The organism is Sinorhizobium chiapasense (assembly GCF_036488675.1).
Classification (GTDB): domain Bacteria; phylum Pseudomonadota; class Alphaproteobacteria; order Rhizobiales; family Rhizobiaceae; genus Sinorhizobium; species Sinorhizobium chiapasense.
This window is the reverse complement of sequence record NZ_CP133148.1, coordinates 130,495-152,244: the sequence shown is the minus strand read 5'-3', so window position 1 is coordinate 152,244 and position 21,750 is coordinate 130,495. Positions and strand designations below refer to the sequence as shown.

17 protein-coding genes and 1 tRNA gene are annotated in these 21,750 nt (G+C 61.4%); 7 read left to right on the top strand and 11 right to left on the bottom strand.

What is annotated here, in order from left to right; translation table 11 throughout:
* Positions 1-80: 80 nt before the first annotated feature.
* Positions 81-1,340, bottom strand: a complete 1,260-nt coding sequence (gene phoR, locus RB548_RS00705; RefSeq protein ID WP_331373164.1) for a phosphate regulon sensor histidine kinase PhoR — start codon at positions 1,338-1,340, stop codon at positions 81-83.
* A 139-nt stretch (positions 1,341-1,479) separates the two neighbouring features.
* On the opposite strand from phoR, the gene ppk2 reads away from it, so the two are divergent.
* Positions 1,480-2,382, top strand: a complete 903-nt coding sequence (ppk2, locus tag RB548_RS00700; protein ID WP_331373163.1) for a polyphosphate kinase 2 — start codon at positions 1,480-1,482, stop codon at positions 2,380-2,382.
* A gap of 91 nt (positions 2,383-2,473) precedes the next feature.
* On the opposite strand, the gene RB548_RS00695 is transcribed toward ppk2, so the two are convergent.
* A complete protein-coding gene (locus RB548_RS00695) occupies positions 2,474-3,628 on the bottom strand; it encodes a biotin transporter BioY (RefSeq protein WP_331373162.1) in 1,155 nt (384 codons plus the stop codon).
* A 597-nt stretch (positions 3,629-4,225) separates the two neighbouring features.
* Between RB548_RS00695 and RB548_RS00690 the strand changes: the two genes are divergently transcribed.
* From RB548_RS00690 to RB548_RS00670, 5 genes are all read left to right on the top strand, one after another.
* On the top strand, positions 4,226-5,236 hold the full coding sequence (locus tag RB548_RS00690) for an NAD(P)H-dependent flavin oxidoreductase (protein ID WP_331373161.1): 1,011 nt from the start codon (positions 4,226-4,228) through the stop codon (positions 5,234-5,236).
* Positions 5,237-5,312: 76 nt separating this feature from the next.
* Positions 5,313-5,388: transfer RNA gene (locus tag RB548_RS00685), tRNA-Thr, on the top strand.
* 849 nt (positions 5,389-6,237) lie between these two features.
* Positions 6,238-6,960 carry a helix-turn-helix transcriptional regulator gene (locus tag RB548_RS00680; RefSeq protein ID WP_331373160.1) on the top strand — a complete coding sequence of 241 codons (723 nt, stop codon included), beginning with the start codon at positions 6,238-6,240 and terminating at the stop codon, positions 6,958-6,960.
* Between the two features lie 138 nt (positions 6,961-7,098).
* A complete protein-coding gene (locus RB548_RS00675; protein ID WP_331373159.1) occupies positions 7,099-7,551 on the top strand; it encodes a FixH family protein in 453 nt (150 codons plus the stop codon).
* 9 nt (positions 7,552-7,560) lie between these two features.
* Entirely contained in the window at positions 7,561-8,790 is a 1,230-nt protein-coding gene (locus tag RB548_RS00670; RefSeq protein WP_331373158.1) for a cytochrome-c peroxidase, read from the top strand.
* 88 nt (positions 8,791-8,878) lie between these two features.
* On the opposite strand, the gene RB548_RS00665 is transcribed toward RB548_RS00670, so the two are convergent.
* From RB548_RS00665 to RB548_RS00625, 9 genes are all read right to left on the bottom strand, one after another.
* On the bottom strand, positions 8,879-9,328 hold the full coding sequence (locus RB548_RS00665; protein WP_331373157.1) for a PTS sugar transporter subunit IIA: 450 nt from the start codon (positions 9,326-9,328) through the stop codon (positions 8,879-8,881).
* Positions 9,329-9,378: 50 nt separating this feature from the next.
* Positions 9,379-10,074 (bottom strand): response regulator transcription factor, encoded by a 696-nt coding sequence (locus RB548_RS00660; protein WP_331373156.1) that lies wholly within the window; start codon positions 10,072-10,074, stop codon positions 9,379-9,381.
* Entirely contained in the window at positions 10,071-12,776 is a 2,706-nt protein-coding gene (locus RB548_RS00655) for a sensor histidine kinase KdpD (RefSeq protein ID WP_331373155.1), read from the bottom strand. Before RB548_RS00655 ends, RB548_RS00660 begins: the two co-directional genes overlap by 4 nt.
* A gap of 59 nt (positions 12,777-12,835) precedes the next feature.
* Complete coding sequence (gene kdpC / locus RB548_RS00650; RefSeq protein WP_331373154.1) at positions 12,836-13,405, bottom strand: potassium-transporting ATPase subunit KdpC; 570 nt, start codon at positions 13,403-13,405, stop codon at positions 12,836-12,838.
* 11 nt (positions 13,406-13,416) lie between these two features.
* Positions 13,417-15,507, bottom strand: a complete 2,091-nt coding sequence (gene kdpB, locus RB548_RS00645; protein WP_331373153.1) for a potassium-transporting ATPase subunit KdpB — start codon at positions 15,505-15,507, stop codon at positions 13,417-13,419.
* Positions 15,508-15,547: 40 nt separating this feature from the next.
* On the bottom strand, positions 15,548-15,721 hold the full coding sequence (locus RB548_RS00640) for a hypothetical protein (protein ID WP_331373152.1): 174 nt from the start codon (positions 15,719-15,721) through the stop codon (positions 15,548-15,550).
* 10 nt (positions 15,722-15,731) lie between these two features.
* A complete protein-coding gene (kdpA, locus tag RB548_RS00635; RefSeq protein WP_331373151.1) occupies positions 15,732-17,435 on the bottom strand; it encodes a potassium-transporting ATPase subunit KdpA in 1,704 nt (567 codons plus the stop codon).
* Positions 17,436-17,462: 27 nt separating this feature from the next.
* Positions 17,463-17,552 carry a K(+)-transporting ATPase subunit F gene (gene kdpF / locus RB548_RS00630; RefSeq protein ID WP_331373150.1) on the bottom strand — a complete coding sequence of 30 codons (90 nt, stop codon included), beginning with the start codon at positions 17,550-17,552 and terminating at the stop codon, positions 17,463-17,465.
* A 475-nt stretch (positions 17,553-18,027) separates the two neighbouring features.
* Complete coding sequence (locus tag RB548_RS00625; RefSeq protein WP_331373149.1) at positions 18,028-19,206, bottom strand: AI-2E family transporter; 1,179 nt, start codon at positions 19,204-19,206, stop codon at positions 18,028-18,030.
* Between the two features lie 576 nt (positions 19,207-19,782).
* Here RB548_RS00625 and RB548_RS00620 point away from each other — a divergent pair.
* Complete coding sequence (locus RB548_RS00620) at positions 19,783-21,507, top strand: long-chain fatty acid--CoA ligase (protein WP_408642388.1); 1,725 nt, start codon at positions 19,783-19,785, stop codon at positions 21,505-21,507.
* Positions 21,508-21,750 lie beyond the last annotated feature (243 nt).

Sequence of the window (21,750 nt, the reverse complement as noted above, 5' to 3'; positions counted from 1 at the left end):
GATGAAACATTTATGACAGTCTATGTTATTGAAAAGCATGGCTGATTTCGAATTCGGCACGAAACTTGCGGTGTTTTGTGTCAGAAGCGGACCGTGAAAATCGTACCTTTCCCGACCTCCGAATGGACAAGGAGGCGGGCACGGTGGCGCGTCAGAATATGCTTGACGATCGCAAGCCCGAGACCGGTTCCCTTTTTTGAACGGCTCGCCTCCACGTTAACCCGATAGAAACGTTCGGTAATTCTCGGTACGTGCTCGGCCGGAATGCCCGGGCCATGGTCCGTGACGGTCACCTCGGCCTGCTCGCTCTCGCCGCCTGTGAGACGCACCTCGACCTTCTTGCCCTCCTGCCCGTATTTGCAGGCATTCTCGATCAGGTTCTCGAAAACCTCGATCAATTCATCGCGATCGCCCCGTACGAAGACCGGTGCATCGGGAACGTCGAGCGATATCGCCACGTCGAGCTCGGTCGCGAGCGGCAGCAGGCTGTCGCGCACGTGTCCGAGCAGTGGCGCCAGATCGACCATGTCTTCCGGCGCAAGATGCGATTTCAGTTCGAGCCTGGAGAGCGACAGGAGATCGTCGACGAGCCGGCTCATGCGGGTCACCTGCTCGTGCATGATGCCGAAAAACTTCTCCTGCGCCTTCGGATCGTTGCGCGCCGGCCCCTGCAGCGTCTCGATGAAGCCGCGAAGAGAGGCGAGCGGCGTGCGCAGCTCGTGGCTGGCATTGGCGACGAAATCCGAGCGCATCCGGTCGATCCGGCGCGCCTGAGAGATGTCGCGATAGGTCAGCAGGAAGATACGCCGGCTCGAAGCATCGGTTCCAATCTCTGCGGGCGCCACCCTCACGACATAGACGGCATCCGACGGCAGTCTCTCGGTGTGTTCGATCTGGTTGATCTTGCCGGTGGCAATTGTCTCGCGGACCATATCGAGAATGCCCGGGGAGCGGACGCGCGCGGAAAGATCGCTGTTCGGGGGAATCGTGCCGAAGGCCTTTTCGGCGGCAATGTTCTGAAAGAGCACGGTTTCATCCGCGGCGACGACGAGCACGGGCATATCGAGCGCGTTCAACGCCGGAACCAGCGGGTCCCCTCCCTTCTCGACGGCAGCGACGCTGACCGGCGCCGGCGGCACGGACGGCACACTGCGATTGAGGAGGGCCGCCGCAAGCACGATCCAGAACGGCAGCACAGCAAGAATATGAATACCGGCGAGCGTGGCAAGAATGGCGATGAGGATCGAAAGGCCGAGAACCCACCGTTCCGCCTTCAGTTTCGGCAACAGCGTTCGCCAGAACACCTTTGCGTCGTCCAGCACAACATCCTCATGGCTCAATTGCAGTTCCCCCTGATCACGATGCGGCGAAAGCAGAGGGATAGCGCTGCTTCATGACATGATTTTCACGACCTGCTTGAATCCGCAATGCAATTATGGCCTCCTTCCGGGAAATCGAGCATCAGCGGGAGGCAGACAAATGGCAGCAGAACCAGCGGCGGCCGAGGCCAAACAGGAGAGCCGGGCGGTCCAATTGCGGATCGGCGGCAAGTCCCGCGTCTTCGACGTCGATGATCCGGTGTTGCCGAAGTGGATCGATGACGACGCCTTCTCGTCCGATGATTATCCCTACAAGAAGAAGCTGGAAGAAGACGCGTACGAAGAAACGCTGACGAAACTGCAGGTCGAACTCGTCAAGGTCCAGTTCTGGATGCAGGCGACCGGCAAGCGGGTGATGGCACTTTTCGAAGGTCGCGACGCGGCCGGCAAGGGCGGCGCCATCCACGCGACAATGGCCTATATGAACCCTCGTTCCGCCCGCGTCGTCGCGCTCACCAAACCCACCGAGACCGAGCGCGGTCAGTGGTATTTCCAGCGCTACGTGGCGACCTTTCCGACGGCGGGGGAATTCGTGCTCTTCGATCGCTCCTGGTACAACCGCGCCGGTGTGGAGCCGGTCATGGGTTTCTGCACACCCGAGCAGTACGAGCATTTTCTGAAGCAGGCCCCTCGCTTCGAGAAAATGATCGTTCACGAGGACATTCAGCTCTTCAAATTCTGGCTCAACATCGGTCGGGAGATGCAGTTGAAGCGTTTCCATGATCGCCGGCATGATCCCTTGAAGGTCTGGAAGCTGTCGCCGATGGATATCGCTGCGCTGAACAAATGGGACGACTACACCGAGAAGCGTGATCGGATGCTGAAGGAAACGCATACCGACCATGCCCCCTGGACCGTCATCCGCGGCAACGACAAGCGTCGCGCCCGGATCAATCTGATCCGCCACATGCTCAAGAATCTGGACTATGACGGCAAGGACAAGGCGGCCATCGGCGAGGTCGATGACAAGATCGTCGGCTCCGGGCCGGGATTTCTGAAATGATCTGAAGATCGGAACGTGCGTTCAAGTGAACGCACGAAGGGTGCCGCACGTCTGTCAGATGCACATTTGCGACATAGGGCGCCTCACCGCCCTACTGCCCCGGCAACACGCGAATCGCAAAAATATTCAGGCTGTTGCCTGCCCCGCTGACGTCGCTGTTGAGCACGAGCCTGCCGGGATCGCTTGGCGCGACACTCCGATCGAACGAGATCTTGAAAAGCATGTCCAGCCGCTCGTCATGCACGGTGAACCGGTGGCGGCCACAGGCACCGAGCGAGGAGAAGTCGCATTCGACGGAGAATTCCGCGGTCTTGCCGGGCATCGCCTGGACGGTGAGCGCCAATGTCGATGATTTGCCGGAGAGCTGCGCCAGTATATCGGCGGGAATTTCGAAGACGAGATCCCCATCCTTGCCGGCGACTGCCGAGGTCACGCGCACTCGCTCGCCGCCTTCGTCGTTCAAAGGCTCGACGGTGGAGCGCGCGCCCGGCTTGATCGCCGCGACCTCCGCCGGCGTGAAAACCTCGATCCACTCGCCCGAGAAGCCCTCCTGTGCGCCGAGATTCTGAAGACCTGCCGCGCCGTCGAAATCTTCCGATTCCACCGTGGCAGGCGGATTGGCGACGCTGGTATCGGCCGGAGACTTCAGCAGGTCATTTGTCTGGATCCACCACACTGCGGCGCCGGCCGCCGCCGCGAGCGTTGCCACGACCATGGCAAAGGAGAGCAGGCGCCCGCGCCGGCGCTTGCGCGGCCGCTTGTCCGCGGCGCCGACGTCCGGCGCAGCTGACGCGGCCTTGCCGCCCGCAGCGGCGGATTGCGGTGAGGCGATAGTCCGCCCCGAGGCCAACGAGTCCTCACGTTCGGCGCGCAGGGCACCAAGGTCGCTCTCGCCCTGTCCCGCGCGGCTTTGTCCACCGGCAGTCGGCTCGCGCCGGGGCGAAACGGAAAGTTCCGCGGCCGCCGGGCTTTGCGCCGGCCGCTCGCCTGCTCCGCCGTGGGCGATGACCGGTGCTGCAGCGGAACGCGCCCGCAGGGCCGCGCGTTCTTCCGTCTCGATCGCGTGAATGACCGCTTCGAGCCGGTGGCGCTGCTTCGTAATCACATCGGGGTCTTCGATTTGCTGCTTCTTCAGTCCGTTTTCGAGCGCCTGACGGGCCGACTGATAGATGCGTGCACGGATTTCCGCATTGGTCCTGTCCGAACGTTCCAGTGCATTTCTGATCGCAGTTTCGAGTCCGCTCACATCAAGTCCTTCTGTGTAACGAAGCCTGCTGCATGTTTCCTTAGATCGTAATGATTTAAAGAAACATGCAGCAATTCAAAGCACTACAGCGACGTTTGCGCGCCCGGCAAGACGCGCGGTGCTGCAGGGCCGCGCCGCGGCCGGGCGGGTGTTTCCATCCTTTCAGGAGAGAACAGTCCCCTTCCCGATCCACGCCGTTGGTTTTTATTAACGATTGGGTAACCGTTGCTTTCGGAATTCGCAAGTCCGGGCGCAAAACCACCGGGACTTCCACAGGAAAAGCGAGGCGGGTGCCGATCGATGCCTACTGCATGTGTGCTTAAGTCGGAGTGGATTTAAGGACAAAACATGCAGAAACCCAAAGTGCTACAGCGACCTTTTGTGCGCCTGAGACGCGCGGCGCTACATCATTTCGTTGTTTCTTTGAGCCAGTGAAATGATCTAACCGTTTGAAATTGTGCAATTCCGGACGGAAAACCGTTACACACTTTTCCTGGAGTTGCTCCATAGAAAGCGTCTCTTTGCAAGTCCATTGGTTGCTGCTATTTGTTTTGACGTTTACGCAAACGTCAAAACAATATGGGATGGAGAAACCTGATGTCCTTGCCGCCAATCCTTTCCGGAACAACGAGACTGCCGGTGGTCGGCGCGCCGCTCTTCATCGTCTCGCACCCCCGGCTGACGATCGCGCAGTGCAAAGCCGGCGTCATCGGCTCCTTTCCCGCCCTCAATGCGCGTCCCCAATCGCAACTGGATGAATGGCTTGCGGAAATCACCGAAACGCTCGCAGACCACGATGCCAGGCATCCCGACCGGCCTGCGGCGCCGTTCGCGGTCAACCAGATCGTCCACAAGTCGAACGCCAGGCTCGAGCAGGACCTGATGCTCTGCATCAAATACAAGGTGCCGATCGTCATATCGTCGCTCGGCGCCGTCCCGGAAGTGAATGCCGCCATCCACTCCTACGGCGGCATCGTGCTTCACGACGTCATCAACAATCGGCACGCCAATTCCGCGATCCGCAAGGGCGCGGACGGCCTGATCGCGGTTGCCGCCGGGGCCGGCGGCCACGCTGGAACGCTCTCGCCGTTCGCGCTTGTCCAGGAAATCCGGGCGTGGTTCGACGGGCCGCTTCTGCTTTCGGGCGCGATCGCCACCGGCGGCGCCATCCTCGCGGCAGAGGCGATGGGCGCGGACATGGCCTATATCGGTTCCCCCTTCATCGCCACCGAAGAGGCGCGCGCCAGCGACGCCTACAAGCAGATGATCGTCGACAGCAGCGCCGCCGACATCGTCTATTCGAACTATTTCACCGGCATTCACGGCAACTACCTCAAGCCCTCGATCACCGCCGCCGGCATGGATCCGGACAGGCTACCGGAGGCGGACCCTTCCAAGATGGATTTCGGCAGCGCCGCGGAAGGGGCGAAAGCCTGGAAGGATATCTGGGGTTGCGGCCAAGGCATCGGTGCCATCCGCGAGATCGCCCCAGTGACGCAACTCGTCGACCGGCTGGAACGGGAATACGCCGCGGCGAGAAAGAGGCTCGGGCTCGGCGCCTATCGCGATGTTCAGGCCTCCAAGGAATTTTCAAGTTCTCGAAACTGATGGCTTGAAATCTTGCCGCTTTGCGTTTATCAGCGCCTCACACTTCGTTCCGCGGTTCTCCGCGGGACCATCGAAGGCCGCTTTAGCTCAGTCGGTAGAGCACATCATTCGTAATGATGGGGTCACGTGTTCGAGTCACGTAAGCGGCACCATTTCCTTCCGACGTAGACTTGGATGCGCTTGCGCTGAAGCTGGACGGGCAGCGGCCTTTGAGAGTTCGTCCCCTCACTTAAGGCGCACCACCAGGTCAAACTGCTAGCAGGGAACCAACTCGGCCCCACGCGGCCACCAGTTGCTCTGCCTGCGGGATGATTTGGATTGCTTTAACCAAAATTAACCATGACAGACATCGGTGAAGTCTTCGACGATGGCTGCCCCGCTTTGCTCGCATTCGCCCGACCATGATGGGCGATGGATAAGGCAGGCATCGCGTTTCTGGCGCTTATACTCGTCCTCATCTCTATCGTGATGAGCATCCTGGCGGTCGATCAGACAGCGATAGAGGTGCCGCCGAACAGGTCGGCAATAATTCCCACCAACTACGTTACACCTCAATGAGACGACCATTCGCGCTGGAACAACAACGCCTTCCGGCGAGTTGCTAAGCGCGACACCAAACCCGGAAAACCTGCATGCATCTCGTGATAATGGCGATAGTCGCCTCGGTGATCAGCATACTTGTCTTCAAATATGCGGATGATTCCTTGGGGAATGCACCTATCGCGGCCACAGTCGATGAGCTTTCCAAAGATTGAGACGTCACAGGATTTTGGACGGCAGCGGTCCGGCGAGTGTTCCTCAGAAGAGGGGTTCAGACCCGTTGCAGGCGCGCACTCCCTCGCCCCCGATGAGTGTGGCAAGGCCCGACACCACGAGCAGGCCTGGTCCAAGCGGTCTTGCACGGATCACGACCGGCCAGTACAGCTATATTCGCGATGAAAGTCAGTGGCATTGGACGGGTCATCTTCTGGGGTGGCGGGAGCCTGTGGATCGGACAGGCCATGGCCCCTGCGCAACTGCACAGGCATCATGCGATCCAGCTTTGCATCGGTTTTGATGGCCCAATCCAATTTCGCGGGCGGCCAGATGCTCCCTGGAACTCCTATCTCGGTGCGCTGATCGCCCCGGATCTAGCCCATGAATTTCGGGCCCCCGGCCGTCAGGTTGCCAACATGCTGTTCGAGCCGGAAACGCCGATCGGTGAGGCCCTGCTCGAGCGATTCAGCAACGGCTCCATCGCGCGCATTCCCGGTAGCCTCGCGGCAGACGTTTCAGCTGACTTGAAAGCGGCGTGGGCGGCGGGCGCCAGTGACCAGGAACTCGCCTCTCATGCGCAGGCGTTGCTCAGCAGATTGGCCGGCACAGCTTCGCCTCGCAACAAGGCGGATCCCCGTATTCTGAAGTGCATCAACTGGATTTCGCACCATCTTGACGGGCCTTTGCGTCTTTCCGAAGTTGCTGCCGTCGCGGGGCTCAGCGAAGGACGCTTCAGGCATCTGTTCGTTGCCGAAACAGGCATCGCCTTCCGCCCCTATATCCTTTGGACGAGGCTCAACAGGGCTTTGGAGCTTGGCTTCGGCGGGACAAGCTGGACCGAGGCGGCCCACGCAGCGAATTTTTCCGATCAGGCGCATCTTATCCGCACCTGCCGCCGGATGCTCGGCCTTGTCCCGACATCAATGCGGATCAATGTCACCGCTGCCGAGGAGAAAATACCGGTCTGACATTTCAACGGTGCGCGCCGATTCAGACCTTCAATTATTTCCGATTCAGGAATCGCGCAGTAGCCCTTTCGTTCAATCCGTTCCGCCGAGCAATCCGTAAAGCAGGCCATCCCAAACCCTGTTCGAAATGGAGCTGCCATGACAAGGCGTCAGATTCTGAAATCAAGACTTTTATGGGCCGCACCGCTCACGCTGATCGCAATGGTCGGCATCGGTACCGCAGCGAAAATGACGGCGTCGCTTCCTGAAGACCTCGACTTTTCACTCACCCGTTACTCGGATGCGGGCCTCTATGAAACCCGCCTCGACACAGACACGAAGCCCGTCTCGATCGGGGTCATGCACGTCTTCACCGTGACCCTGAAGACGCGCGACGGCAAGCCGGTAGAAAAGGCCGCATTGACCATCGATGGCGGCATGCCGCAGCACGGCCACGGTCTGCCGACCAGGCCGCGCGTGACCGCCGATCTGGGTCTGGGTCGCTATCGCGTCGAAGGCATCAAATTCAACATGCCAGGCTGGTGGACCGTGACCGTGCACGCGACGAGCGGTGCAGGCAGCGACGAAACCACTTTCAATCTGAAACTCTGAGGCCAGGCCATGAAACGGTCCGGCATTCTCTACGCCGCCGCCGGCATCATTGCGCTCGTTGTGCTGGCCGGTTTTTCATACAAGGGTGGGATTTACGTCAGCCAGTACTGGTCCGAGGAGCAGAAAAGCCTGATTGCCTCACTGTCGCTCGATGCCTTACCCGCCCTGCCCGTCGATCCGTCCAACCGGGTCGCGGATGACCCCAAAGCGGCGGAGCTCGGCGAAGCGCTGTTCAACGACAGGCGTCTGAGCGCAAACGGCAAGGTCGCGTGCGCGACCTGCCACTTGCCCGACCGCCAGTTCCAGGACGATACGCCCTTCGGTCACGGTGTCGGACAGACGAACCGGAGGACCATGCCGATCAGCGGCACGGCCCATGCGCCGTTCCTCTTCTGGGACGGCCGCAAGGACAGTCAGTGGGCACAGGCCCTCGGGCCACTCGAAAGCGCCGTCGAGCATGGCAGCGACCGGACCGCTCTCGCACGACAGGTCGTGACTCACTACCGCCGCGACTATGAGCAGCTTTTTGGCCCGTTGCCCGAGCTCACAAGCCTGCCGGATCACGCATCGCCGGAAGGTAACCCGGCGGCCAAGTCCGCCTGGTCGAAGATGACGGAGGGAGAGCGCGAGGCGGTCAACCGCGTATTTGCCAATATCGGCAAGGCCATCGCCGCCTTCGAACGGACCGTAGAGCCGCGGGAAACACGCTTTGACCGCTATGCCCGCAGCCTTCAGGCGGGAACGGCGCCCAATAATGGGCTGAGCGAAACCGAAATCGCGGGATTGGCCCTCTTCATCGGAAAGGGAAACTGCATCAATTGCCACAACGGGCCGCTGCTGACGGACAATCACTTTCACAACACGGGCGTTCCGGCCGTCGAAGGATTACCCGAGGACACCGGCCGGACACTCGGAGCCTTGCAGGTGAAGAATGATCCGTTCAATTGCCGGGGTCGCTACAGCGACGCGGAGCCTTCCGACTGCACTGAACTGAATTTTATGGTCAGCGAGGGCGAGGCGCTGGTGCGCGCCTACAAACCGCCGTCACTCCGCAACGTGGCACTGAGGCCACCTTACATGCATGCCGGACAATTCAGGTCGCTTGACGAAGTCGTTCGTCACTACAACGAGGCGCCTCCGGCGCCGGCCGGACATTCGGAGCTTGAGCCACTGAAGCTGAGCGACAGTGAGGTCCAGGCGCTGCAGGCCTTCCTTGCCAGCCTCAACGAAGAAAACTGACTGAAAAGCGAGCGCCCGGGTGCGCCTGGCGCCTCCTTTTCGTCAATGCATGGAACTTTGTCGCACGCGCAAAAATAGCCGTTCGCACTTACATTGCCCCGTCATCCACCAGCAGCGAATACACCTCCTCGGGCGACGAAGAGGATCGGATCGCCCCGACGATTTCCGGTGACCGCAGTTTTCTCGCCAGGTGGGCCAGCATGTTCAGCTGACTTCCCTGGACCGGTGTCAGCAACAGGCAGACGATATCGACCGGAGCATCGTCGACCGCCTCGAAATCAATCGGTTTCTTCAGCCGTATGATCAGGAAGAAGGGGCGTTCCACACCCGGCACGGGCGCGTGCGGAATGGCGATGCCTTGACCGATGCCGGTCGAGCCGAGCTTCTCCCGGTTGGTCAAGGCAAGGAGTATCTCCGACGCTCCAATGCCAAGCTCCGTTGCGGCGATTTCCGAGATCGCCTGCAGAAGGCTCGTCTTCGATGATGAGGTCAGATCAAGTCTGACGCTCTCCGGACTGATAATTTCCGAGATTTTCATGATGCCGTTTCGCTGTTCACACGTCTAAGAGCGATGATGCCCTTGAGCACCTAATCGACCTCGCGCAGGCGATAGCCGACGCCGGTCTCGGTCGTGATGTATTGAGGTTGATCGGGACTTCGCTCGATCTTTTGGCGAAGCTGGCGAACATAGACGCGGAGATACTGGACGTCGGTCGACCCGCCCCAGACCTGGTTCAACAGATATTGGTGCGTGATGACCTTGCCCGCATGCTGCACGAGCACGCGCAGAATATCGTACTCCTTGGGCGACAGCTTGATCTCCTTGTCTCCGATCTTCACGATGCGTTTGACGAGATCGACCGAAAGTTCGCCGGTCTTGAAGACCGGCCGCTCTCCCTGCTGCTGCAACCTGTGCCGAAGCGCGACCCGGATGCGCGCCACGAGTTCCTTCATGCCGAATGGTTTTGTCACGTAGTCGTCAGCACCGACCTCCAGCGCCCTGACGATGCCGGTCTCGTCGGTGCGGCTGGAGAGAATGACGATCGGCAAATCCAGCGCTTCCTCGTTTCGCCATCTGCCAAGGAGGTCGTGGCCGGGCATGTCGGGCAGGCCGAGGTCGAGCAGGATCACGTCCGGCTGTTCCGCGCTCACCTGGGCGATCGCGTCCTTGGCGTTGATCGCTTCCATTACCGCATAGCCTTCGGTCGTCAGGCCCACGCGAAGCAGCTTCCGGATCGCCGGCTCGTCGTCCACGACCAGTATTTTCACGGCAGAGATCGTCATGTCAGATTTTCCAGATTTGGCCTTTCCGCCGGAATGGGCATCCTGATCGTAAAGATCGCGCCCGATCGGTCCGTCCTGTTTCCGGCGGAGATCGTACCGCCCATCGCCTCGACAAACCCCCTGCAGATCGAAAGGCCGAGCCCGGTGCCCGCCCGGACATGATCGCGCTTTTCGACGCGATAGAAGGAATCGAACACACGCTCGAGGTCGCCGGCCGGAATGCCCGGCCCCTCGTCGATGACCTGCAACAGAACGACGTTGCCGTCTGCCCAGCCGCGGATCTGGATCGTCGAGTTTGGCGCGGCATATTTGGCAGCATTGTCGAGAAGATTGAACAGCACCTGCTCGAACAGGACGGGGTCGAGCTTCAGCATCGGCAGGTCCGGCGGAATGTCGATCAGCGTCCTGTGGCTTGCCAGGATCTTGTTCGCCCGGCTCAATGCGGTGCCGACGATGTCGCCGACGTAATGCGAGGAGGCGTTGGGCTGCGTCGCTCCGGATTCAATCCTGGTCATGTCGAGGAGATTGGTGATGAACCGATTGAGACGCTCGGATTCATCGACGACGGTCGAAAGGAGGTCCACGCGATCGCCCTCCGGCATGGAGGCCGAATAGTCACGCAACGTGCCCGCCGCTCCCATGATCGCCGCAAGCGGCGTCTTGAGGTCATGGGAAATCGACGTCAACAGCGCAGTGCGGAGCCTGTCCGCCTCCGCCGCCAGCCTCGCCCGATCGACGTCGGCGACAAGCTGGATCCGCTCGATGGCAAGCGCCGCCTGATCGGCAAGCGCATCGAAGAGCCGCTGTTGCTCCGGTGTCAGCAGCGGTCCCTGCTTGTCATTGTCGAGCCCCACCACGCCGATCGCCGTGCGGCCGGTCTTCAGAGGAAGATAGAGGCGTTTGGCGCCCGGCAGCGTATCGGCTCCGCGGCCCGCCGGCCGGTCATGTTCCCATGCCCAGCGGGCGGCGGCGATATCGGCATCGACCAGCGTGTCGTCGGGCGGATAACCCGCCTTGACCTCGATCGAATTTTCCTCCGGGAGGAGGATGACGACGCGCACCTTCAGCATGGAGGCGATCTGGTAGGCCGTGGCCCACAGCACGTCATCCAATGTGCCGGTGCTCGCGAGCTTCTTCGAAAAGAGATAGAGGTCTTCGGTCGTCCTTGCCCGCTGCCGCGCGGCGATTGCCTGCCGCTGCACGCGCGCCGTCAGATTGCTCGCGATCACCGCGACCACGAGAAAGAAGACGAGCGCCAGGACGCTTTCCGGGTCCTCGATCGTCAGGGTGTAGCGCGGATCGAGAAAGAAGAAGTTGAAAGCAAGCGCGCTCGCGACGCAGGCATAGAGTGCCGGCCACAGTCCACCGGTCAGCGCCGAAATCAGCACCGCCATCAGAAACACGAGCGCTATGTTCTGAACGTCCAGGACCTGGTCCAGCAGCGCGCCGAGTGCGAGTGCCGTGGCGATATAGACCGTGCTCCAGAGATAGGGGCGGAGCCTGACCTGTGTCGGCGCCGGCGCGGTCTTGACGCCGCGCTGCTCGGCGGGCGCCGCCGCTGCTCCGGAAACTACGTGCACGCTGATGTCGCCCGCCTGCCGGATCAGGTCATGCGAGACCGATCCTTCGACGAGCTCGCGCCATCGGGACTTGCTGGGCTTTCCGACGATCACTTGCGTGACATTGTTCGCGGCCGCATGGCGAAGGATCTCGCTCGCCACGTTCGCCCCGGGAACCGTCGTTGCCTCTCCGCCCAGTTGCTCCGCGAGCCGCAGATGCGCCGCAAGCCGGTCCTTGTCGGCATCGGAGAGGTTGACCGAGCGTGACGTCTCGACGTGAAGCGCCGCCCAGGGCGCGCGCAATCGATCCGCCTGACGCTTGGCATAGCGGACAAGCGACGCTCCGCGCGGCCGCTCGTCGATGCAGACGAGGACCCGGTCTCCCGCCGCCCATGGGCCCGGTATGGCATGCGCCTGCATGTGGCTAACGAGCTGTTCGTCGACACGCTGCGCCGTGCGACGCAAGGCGAGCTCGCGCAGGGCCGTCAGGTTGCCGGGTGAAAAGTAGTTCTGGATCGCCCGTTTCGCCGTCTTCGGCAGGTATACCTTGCCCTCATGCAGGCGCTTGATCAGGTCATCGGGAGTGAGATCGATGATCTCGACGTCGTCGGCGCGATCGATGATCGAGTCCGGCACGGTTTCGCGCACCCGGATGCGCGTGATCTGCGCGACCACGTCATTGAGGCTTTCGATGTGCTGGACATTCAGCGTCGTGTAGACGTCGATGCCCCGGGCGAGGATTTCCTCGACGTCGAGGTAGCGCTTGGCATGACGGCTGCCGTCGACATTGGTGTGGGCAAGCTCATCGACGAGAACCAGTTCCGGGCGGCGCGTGAGGATGGCGTCTATGTCCATCTCATCGAGGAGGTGGCCCTTGTAGTCGACCCTCTTGCGCGGGACAACCTCGAACCCCTCGGCAAGCGCTTGGGTCTCCTTGCGACCATGGGTCTCGACGACGCCGATGACGACATCTGTTCCCTCGGCCTTGCGCGCTCTTCCCGAGACCAGCATTTCATAGGTCTTGCCGACACCAGGCGCTGCGCCGAGGAAAATCTTCAGCCGGCCGCGCGTCTCGCGTTCGGCGCTTTCAAGGAGAGCGTCCGGCGACGGTCGGGTATCAGTACCGTGTCTCTCGTCAACCATTCATCTTCCCTCGTTGAGAACGCCGAAGCCCATCGTGAAACGGGCTCCGACGCTTCGCCTTATTGCGCTCCTGCGCTATCGAGCGCAAGGTTGAGCGCGAGCACGTTCACGCGCGGCTCGCCCATGAAACCGAGCTCCCGCGCCTCGACGTGGCCGTCGACGAGTGCCCTGACCGCGGCCTCGTCCATGCCACGTGCCCCTGCGACCCGCGGTACCTGGAAGTAGGCGGCTTCGGGGGAAATATGAGGATCGAGGCCGCTGCCGGAAGTCGTGACGAGGTCCATCGGCACCGGCGCAGAGGGGTTCTCCCCCTTCAGCGCCTCGGCATCGGCCTTGATGCGGTCGATCAGCTTCGCGCTCGTCGGCCCGAGGTTGGAGCCGCTGGATCCGGCAGCGTTGTACCCGTCGCCGGCGGCAGAGGGACGGCCATGGAAGTAGCCCTCACCGCTGAAAGCCTGGCCGATCAGCTCGGAGCCGATCACCTTGCCGTCTTTCTCGATCAGGCTGCCATTGGCCTGATACGGGAAAAGCGCTTGAGCGATCCCGGTCATCCCGAGCGGGTAAACCAGTCCGGTTATGACGGTCAATGCGATGATCATGACGATCGCGGGTCTGAGTTGTTTCAACATCGAGATGATCCTTATACGAGGCCAAGCGCGGTGATGACGACGTCGATCGCCTTGATGCCGACGAAGGGCACGATGATGCCGCCGAGGCCATAAATCATGAGGTTTCGCGACAGCAGCGCGCCGGCGCCGATAGCCCTGTATTTCACGCCTTTCAGCGAGAGCGGGATCAGCGCGACGATGATCAGCGCGTTGAAGATGATTGCCGACAGGATTGCGCTCTGAGGGGTGGCAAGCCCCATGATGTTGAGCGCGCCGAGTTGCGGATAGAAGGCCAGGAACATTGCCGGAATGATCGCGAAATACTTCGCAACGTCGTTGGCGATGGAGAAGGTGGTCAAGGCGCCGCGCGTCATCAGCAGCTGCTTGCCTATCTCGACGATCTCGATGAGCTTGGTCGGATCGGAATCGAGATCGACCATGTTGCCGGCTTCGCGCGCCGCGACCGTGCCGGTGTTCATCGCGACGCCGACGTCGGCCTGGGCGAGCGCGGGAGCGTCGTTGGTGCCGTCACCGCACATCGCCACCAGCTTGCCCTTGGCCTGCTCCTCGCGGATGAGGCTGAGCTTGTTTTCGGGCGTGGCTTGCGCAAGGAAATCGTCGACGCCGGCTTCCGCGGCGATCGCGGCCGCCGTCATCGGATTGTCGCCGGTGATCATAACGGTCCGGATACCCATGCGGCGCAATTCGGCAAAGCGCTCGCGGATGCCGCCCTTGACGATGTCTTTCAGATGAACGACGCCAAGCAGCCGGCCGTCCTTGACGACGGCGAGCGGTGTGCCGCCGGACTTGGCGATTTCATCCGCGATCGTCTGGATCTCGCGGGCCGCTTGCGGTTCGCGCGGCGCCACGACACTCCCAAGGCCGTTCGCGGACGCCGCTACCGTGTGGTCCACGTGCCGAAGCACGGCATCGACGGCACCCTTGCGAATGCTCGAGCCGTCGAAATCGACGCCGCTCATGCGGCTCTGCGCCGTGAAGGGCACGAAGGTGGCATGCAGGCTGCCCATCTCGCGGGCGCGGATGCCATATTTCTCCTTGGCAAGCACGACGATGGAGCGGCCTTCCGGCGTCTCGTCGGCAAGCGAGGCGAGCTGAGCGGCATTGGCAAGTTCCTCTGCCGTGACACCCGCGACCGGCTTGAACTCCGTCGCCTGGCGATTGCCGAGCGTGATCGTGCCGGTCTTGTCAAGCAGCAGCGTGTCGACATCGCCGGCCGCCTCGACCGCACGGCCCGACATGGCAAGCACGTTGAAGCGCACGAGGCGGTCCATGCCCGCGATGCCGATCGCGGAGAGCAGGGCGCCGATCGTCGTCGGGATCAGGGTCACGAAGAGTGCCACGAGCACCAGAACCGGGATATAGCCGCCGGCATAGGTGGCGAAGCTCGGAATGGTCACCGTCGCCAGCAGGAAGATCAGCGTCATCCCGGCAAGCAGGATGTTGAGAGCGATCTCGTTCGGCGTCTTCTGACGTTCGGCGCCCTCCACGAGCGAGATCATGCGGTCGATGAAGGTCGAGCCCGCCGCCGCGGTGATCCGCACGCGGATCCAGTCCGACAGCACCTGGGTGCCGCCGGTGACGGCCGAACGGTCGCCGCCGGACTCACGGATGACCGGAGCGGATTCGCCGGTGATCGCCGCCTCGTTGACCGAGGCCACGCCTTCGATCACCTCGCCGTCGGACGGGATGATGTCGCCGGCCTCGACGAGGACGAGGTCACCGACCTTCAAACTGGTGCCGGGCACGAGTTTGAAGCTCGTGCGGTCGCCGCCCGTCAGCAGCTTGGCCTGCGTTTCCGTGCGTGTGCGCCTCAGAGACTCAGCTTGTGCCTTGCCGCGGCCTTCGGCGACGGCTTCCGCGAAATTGGCGAAAAGCACGGTGAACCAGAGCCAGAGAACGATCTGGAACGAGAAACCGATATTGTCGCCACCGGTCGCGAGATCCCTGAACAAAAGGATGGTCGTGAGCGCGGAAACGACGGCGACAACAAATATCACCGGATTTTTGGCAAGGCTCCTGGGATTGAGCTTGCGGAATGCATCGCCCATGGCGGGCACGAGGATGCGAGCGTCCATGATGCTCGCGGATTTGGACTGGCTCATAGGAGACTCCAGCTTGAAGTTCTTAAGTGACCGCGATCCGTCAGGTCGCCGTGAACAGCGGAATGAGCGCCTCGACGAGGAGCACGACCAGCACCATGACGCCCGTCATCAGGAGAAGGATGCTCGATATGCGCGGAGGCTCGACCGGTCCCCACGCCATCTGGCTGGTGCGGGGGTCGACGTGTTTGCGTGACTGGTAGAACGGCTGTTCCATGACATCACCTTCAGAAGGTCTGTCCGAGAAGCATGGCGAGATGCTCGACGATCGGGCCAACGGCGAGGGCCGGGAAGAAGGTCAGACCGCCAACGATCAGGATGACGCCGCCCAGAAGGCCGACGAACAGCGCGCCATCGGTCGGGAACGTTCCGGCCGAGGCAGGCACGGTCTTCTTGGCGACGAGCGAGCCAGCGATCGCGAGCGCCGGGATGATCACCAAGAAACGCCCCATCAGCATCGCGATACCGATGGTGATGTTGTACCAGGGCGTATTCCCGGTCAGCCCGCCGAAGGCAGAGCCGTTGTTCGCTGCACCCGAAGTGTAGGCGTAGAGGATCTCCGAGAAGCCGTGCGGGCCGGGATTTCCGATCGAGGCGACGCCCGTCGGCAGGACCGCGGCAATGGCCGTAAAGATCAGCATCGCGGCCGGCAGGCACAGCACGGCGAGGACGGCCATTTTGACCTCTTTCGCCTCGATCTTTTTGCCGAGATACTCCGGCGTGCGTCCAACCATCAGGCCGGCGACGAAGACCGCCAGGACGACGAACAGCAGGATGCCGTAGAAGCCGGCGCCGACGCCGCCGACGATGATCTCCCCCAGTTCCATGTTGATCAGCGGAATGAGACCGCCGAGCGCGGTGAAGCTGCCATGCATGGCGTTGACCGCGCCGCAGGAGGCGGCCGTCGTGATGACTGCAAAGAGGGCCGAGAGCGAAATTCCGAAGCGGACTTCCTTGCCTTCCATGTTGCCGCCTTCGAGGCCAAGCGCATGGACGAGCGGGTTGCCCGCAGCTTCCGCCCAATAGCAGACAACGACGCCTGCGAGGAACAGGAGACCCATTGTCGCAAGGATCGCCCAGCCCTGCCGCTGGTTCCCGACCATGCGGCCGAAGACGTTGGTCATGGCCGCCCCAATCGCGAAGATGGACACCATCTGGATCAGATTGGAGATTGCGTCCGGATTCTCGAAGGGATGCGCGGCGTTGGCGTTGAAGAAACCCCCGCCATTGGTGCCGAGCATCTTGATGGCGATCTGCGAGGCGACAGGCCCGACGGCGATCGTCTGTTGTGCGCCTTCAAGCGTCGTCGCGTTGACGTAGGCGCCGAGGGTCTGGGGCATGCCGAGATAGACATAGACGAGCGTCAGCACAACGCAGATCGGCAGCAGCACATAAAGCGTGCTTCGGGTCATATCGACCCAGAAATTGCCAAGCGACTTTACCGATGCCCTGGCGAAGCCGCGGATCAGGGCCACCGCAATGGCAATGCCGGTTGCAGCCGACACGAAATTCTGCACCGTCAGCCCGGCCATCTGCACGAGGTAGGACATCGTGCTCTCGCCGCCGTAGTTCTGCCAATTGGTATTGGTCATGAAGCTCGCCGCCGTGTTGAAGGCGAGCTCCGGCGGCACGGCGCTCATGCCGGCCGGATTGAACGGCAGGGCACCTTGAAGGCGCTGGAGGAAATAAAGGAGCAGGAAGCCGGCAAGGTTGAAGAACAGCAGCGCCGCGGCATAGGCCGTCCAGTGCTGTTCCTCGCGTTCGCTCGTCCCGGCAATCCGATAGAGGCCGCGCTCGAGCGGTCCGAAGATGAGCGAGAGAATGGTGCGCTCGCCGTTGAAGACGCGCGTCATGTAGCCGCCAAGCGGCTTCACGAGCAAGATGACGATCCCGCAGAAGACGAGGATCTGTATCCATCCGTTGAGAGTCATAGACGTAGCTTTCCGGATATTGTGCGATCAAAACCGCTCTGGGCGAACGAGCGCGTAGATCAGGTAGGTGAGAAGAAACACCGTTACGGCGCCACCAAGAATGTAGTCGACGAACATGATTTTATTCACACTTCTAAAGCTTGTCGCACGCATTGGCGTAGGTGAAAGACAACGCGAAAAACAAAACCCCTATCGACAGGACGACGAAATCCATCCGCATCACTCCTATTTTCTTATGACGACTAACCGCAGCAGCCCTTGTGCACGTAACGGCGCACAGATATTCTCCGCGAGCCTGATAGGAGGCGCACGAAGACTAAATCCGGCCACAATATCGCGCCAACCGCATAAAGGTTCGAGAGAGGCTGGAGAGCAAAGAAATAAAAAACTTATATAGACGGGCCGGCTGACGTGCCGCCGCGTTCACCGTCGCACGCAGGAACCCTGCGGGCCGCGCGGCGATCGCCGCAATACTCTAAGCCGCTGAAAATTCTAACTTTTCGCTGAGATCAGGGAAATATCATCCTGTCGGATGCCAGCCGAAGGGCCAAGCATTGATTCCGGGCTGTCCTTGCCAGTCACCAGAAAAACTTCACTTCACGGATATATCCGCCCGCGAGATATGGTTGACGGTCGGCTGCTCGGGCTGCGTGGTCACCTCGTGCAGCCATTCCCGCCAGATGGCGACGAGCAGCGCCATGAGGACGGGGCCAACAAAGAGGCCGAGGAAGCCCATCGTCTTCACGCCGCCAATCAGACCGAAGAAGGTCGGCAGAAACGGCAGCTTGATCGGTCCGCCGACGAGTTTCGGCCTCAGCGTCTTGTCGACGATGAAAAGCTCGGTCGTGCCCCAGGCGAAGAGCACGACTCCCTGCACGGGCGAGCCGCTTGCAACCAGATAGATCGACACCAGAGTGAAGCAGAGCGGTGCGCCGCCGGGCACCAACGCCATGATGCCGGTGATGATGCCGAGCGTCACCGGTGACGGCACGCCGGCGAGCCAGTAGGCCACGCCGAGAACGATGCCTTCGCCGATCGCGATGATGCCCATGCCGGTCACCGTCGAGCTGATGGTGAGCGGCACGACGCGGGACAGCCGTTCCCAGCGCATGGGAAAGATCCGCTCGCCGAGATGGTCGAGCTGCTTCGAGAAGGACTGACCGTCGCGATAGACGAAGAACAGCGTGATCAGCATGAAGAGGAGCGTCAGGAAGGACTGGAAGGCGGACGCGCCGACCACCAGCACGCCGCGATAGATATTGCCGATATTCGAGCCGCTGACGAGCTGCACCAGCTCGCCGAGCGCGCCCGGATGGCCGATATACTTGACCCATTGCTCGCCGAGCCAAGCGCCGGCAATCGGGATCGTCGTCAGCCAGGCGGGCACCGACGCGCCATTGGCATTCGTCTCGACTGCCCAGACAAGCCAGTCGCGCACCTCGTCGACCGCGTAGACGGCAGCGAGCGAAATAGGCACCACGATGAACGCAACGACACAGACGATGGCGATCGTAGCTGCCAGGGTGCGGTTGCCGTTCACCGCCTCAAGCAGCCGTCTGTAAATCGGCCAACTCGCAAAGCCGATGACGACGGCAGCGAGCACCGGCACCACGAAGCCGTGGAAGAAATAGACCCCCGCGAGCAGAACGAGGACGAGCAACCAGCGTGCGGCCGAGATCGGCAGGACGAGGGCGGAACGTGAATGGGCCGGCTGCCCGAAGAGCCTCGGCTCCGCGGGAAGGTTTTCTCGTTCACGACTGCCCAATTGCACCTGTCATCCTCCGTCTTTTAGAAACCTTACAACAAACCCGAGACCTTGCCAGCCCATCTGCTGTGTTGACACTCAGTTTCCGATGGGAGGCCGATTGCCGCGGACGTTAGCGGCGCGACATGACAGGGAAATATAGGCACACTCAAGATGTCGTGCAAAATTTCCAGCCAACTGGGCTCTCCGCAGGCTCGCGCTGCCCACCGTTTCCTGCGGCCGACGAGGATCGAGACGAAGGAGATGGCGAAGCCGGTAAGGCCGAGGACCGCACCGACGTGCCTGGTTGAAGGCCGCTGCTTAAAAATCGAGATGCCGCGAGCGGCGTGGCACCAGCGATGCTGGAGGAGGATTATGTTGCGGTGCGGTATGGATTGTTTGCCAACTGCCGCAAGGATTTGTGCGGCGGCGCGCGTCGAAATCTCGTGCGTTCTGCCAGTGTGTCGCGCACGCCCTGTTGTTGATGTTTACGTCAAGGTCATATAATCGGAATCACGGCTTGAAGAGATGATGCAAAAGCTTCATCTTCGACGGAGAGGAAGATCGGGAGGGATTTTTCTTCGCCGTGAGCGCGGCCGGTCAATGGCGACCAGAGGGAGAGAGGTCATGGCGGAAACAAGCTCGCAGCAGGCGGGTTCCAACACGGGAAAAATCTGGCTGAAATCCTATCCGCCCGGCGTGCCGGCCGAAATCGGCCCCCTGCCCTATCGCTCCATCGGTGAGTTTTTCGACCACGCGGTCGCGCAATATTCCTGGCGCCCGGCGTTCACTTGCATGGGCAAGTCGCTGACTTTCGCCGCTCTCAACACCCATTCCGCCGCTATCGGGGCGTGGCTGCAATCGCTCGGCCTCAGCAAGGGCGATCGCGTTGCAGTGATGATGCCGAACATCCTGCAGAACCCGGTGATCGTCTACGGCATCCTGCGTGCGGGGCTAACGGTGGTCAACGTCAATCCGCTCTATACGCCGCGCGAGCTCGAGCACCAGCTCGTCGATGCGGGCGCCAAGGCAATCTTCGTGCTGGAGAATTTTGCGCACACGGTCGAGCAGGTCGTGGCCCGCACGGCGGTCAAACATGTGGTGGTCGCCAGCATGGGCGACATGCTCGGCGCGAAGGGCGCGGTCGTCAATCTCGTCGTGCGGCGCGTCAAGAAGCTCGTGCCGGCCTGGTCGATCCCGGGACATCTCTCCTTCAGGGCCGCGCTTGGCCGGGGCGCGAAACTGACCCTCACGACGCCTCATGTGGCGCCGTCGGATGTCGCTTTCCTGCAATATACCGGCGGCACGACGGGCGTTTCCAAGGGAGCCACCCTCACGCATTCCAACCTTCTGTCCAACATGGCGCAGATGGGGCTGTGGTTGGATACCGCCTTTCGGCGCAAGCCGCGCCCGGAAAACCTGACCTTCATGTGCGCGCTGCCGCTCTATCATATCTTCGCGCTGACGGTGAATTCGCTGATGGGCCTCTCGACGGGCGGCAACAACATCTTGATCCCCAATCCCCGCGATATTCCCGCCTTCGTCAAGGAGCTCGGCAAGTACCGGACGAACATCTTCCCAGGCCTCAACACCCTGTTCAACGCGCTGATGAACAACGCCGAGTTCAAGAAGCTCGACTTTTCGTCGCTCGTGCTGACCTTCGGCGGCGGCATGGCCGTGCAGCGGCCGGTGGCCGAGCGTTGGCTGGCGATGACCGGCTGCCCGATCCATGAAGGCTACGGACTCTCCGAGACTTCACCGGTCGCCACTGCCAACCGGCTCGACACGGGCGAGTTCACCGGCACGATCGGCATGCCGCTCCCCTCCACCGAAGTCGAGATTCGCGACGATGGAGGCAACACGCTGCCGGTCGGCGAGATTGGCGAAATCTGCATCCGCGGTCCGCAGGTCATGGCCGGCTATTGGCAAAGGCCGGACGAAACGGCCAAGGCGATCTCGCCGGACGGCTTTTTCCGCACCGGCGATATCGGCTTCATGAGCACCGAGGGTTTGACGAAAATCGTCGACCGCAAGAAAGACATGATCCTCGTTTCCGGCTTCAACGTCTTCCCGAACGAGATCGAAGAGGTCGCGGCAACACACCCGGGCATCCTCGAATGTGCCGCCATCGGAATTGCCGATCCGCATTCGGGCGAGGCTGTGAAACTTTTCGTGGTGCGGAAGGATCCGGACCTCACCGAAGAGGACGTCAAGCGCCATTGCGCCGCCAATCTCACCAACTACAAGCGGCCGAGACACGTGGAATTCCGGACCGAGTTGCCGAAGTCGAATGTCGGAAAGATCCTGCGCAAGGATTTGCGCGGCTAGAGCATCCCGCTTTCAAGTGGAATCACTGAAAGCGGGCAAGATCTCTAGAATCAAAGTGCTAGAGCGTCCTTTGTGCGTTCACATGAACGCACGGCGCTCTAGATCATTTCATTGTTTCATTGAAACAGCGAAATGATCTAACTCTTTGAAACCACGCAATTCCGGACGGAAAACCGTCACACACTTTTCCTGGAATTGCTCTAGCCGCGAGGCCCTGATCCGGCTGCCGCCACCTTCTCCCCG

Coding starts and splice junctions, on each gene's coding strand:
- RB548_RS00675 (WP_331373159.1), top strand. CDS start 7,099: ATGACAAGGCGTCAGATTCTGAAATCAAGACTTTTATGGGCCGCACCG.
- RB548_RS00640 (WP_331373152.1), bottom strand. CDS start 15,721: ATGGAACAGCCGTTCTACCAGTCACGCAAACACGTCGACCCCCGCACC.
- RB548_RS00670 (WP_331373158.1), top strand. CDS start 7,561: ATGAAACGGTCCGGCATTCTCTACGCCGCCGCCGGCATCATTGCGCTC.
- RB548_RS00680 (WP_331373160.1), top strand. CDS start 6,238: ATGGCCCCTGCGCAACTGCACAGGCATCATGCGATCCAGCTTTGCATC.
- RB548_RS00620 (WP_408642388.1), top strand. CDS start 19,783: ATGGCGACCAGAGGGAGAGAGGTCATGGCGGAAACAAGCTCGCAGCAG.
- kdpA (WP_331373151.1), bottom strand. CDS start 17,435: ATGACTCTCAACGGATGGATACAGATCCTCGTCTTCTGCGGGATCGTC.
- kdpF (WP_331373150.1), bottom strand. CDS start 17,552: ATGTTCGTCGACTACATTCTTGGTGGCGCCGTAACGGTGTTTCTTCTC.
- RB548_RS00660 (WP_331373156.1), bottom strand. CDS start 10,074: ATGACGATCTCTGCCGTGAAAATACTGGTCGTGGACGACGAGCCGGCG.
- kdpB (WP_331373153.1), bottom strand. CDS start 15,507: ATGAGCCAGTCCAAATCCGCGAGCATCATGGACGCTCGCATCCTCGTG.
- ppk2 (WP_331373163.1), top strand. CDS start 1,480: ATGGCAGCAGAACCAGCGGCGGCCGAGGCCAAACAGGAGAGCCGGGCG.
- kdpC (WP_331373154.1), bottom strand. CDS start 13,405: ATGTTGAAACAACTCAGACCCGCGATCGTCATGATCATCGCATTGACC.
- RB548_RS00690 (WP_331373161.1), top strand. CDS start 4,226: ATGTCCTTGCCGCCAATCCTTTCCGGAACAACGAGACTGCCGGTGGTC.
- RB548_RS00655 (WP_331373155.1), bottom strand. CDS start 12,776: ATGGTTGACGAGAGACACGGTACTGATACCCGACCGTCGCCGGACGCT.
- RB548_RS00665 (WP_331373157.1), bottom strand. CDS start 9,328: ATGAAAATCTCGGAAATTATCAGTCCGGAGAGCGTCAGACTTGATCTG.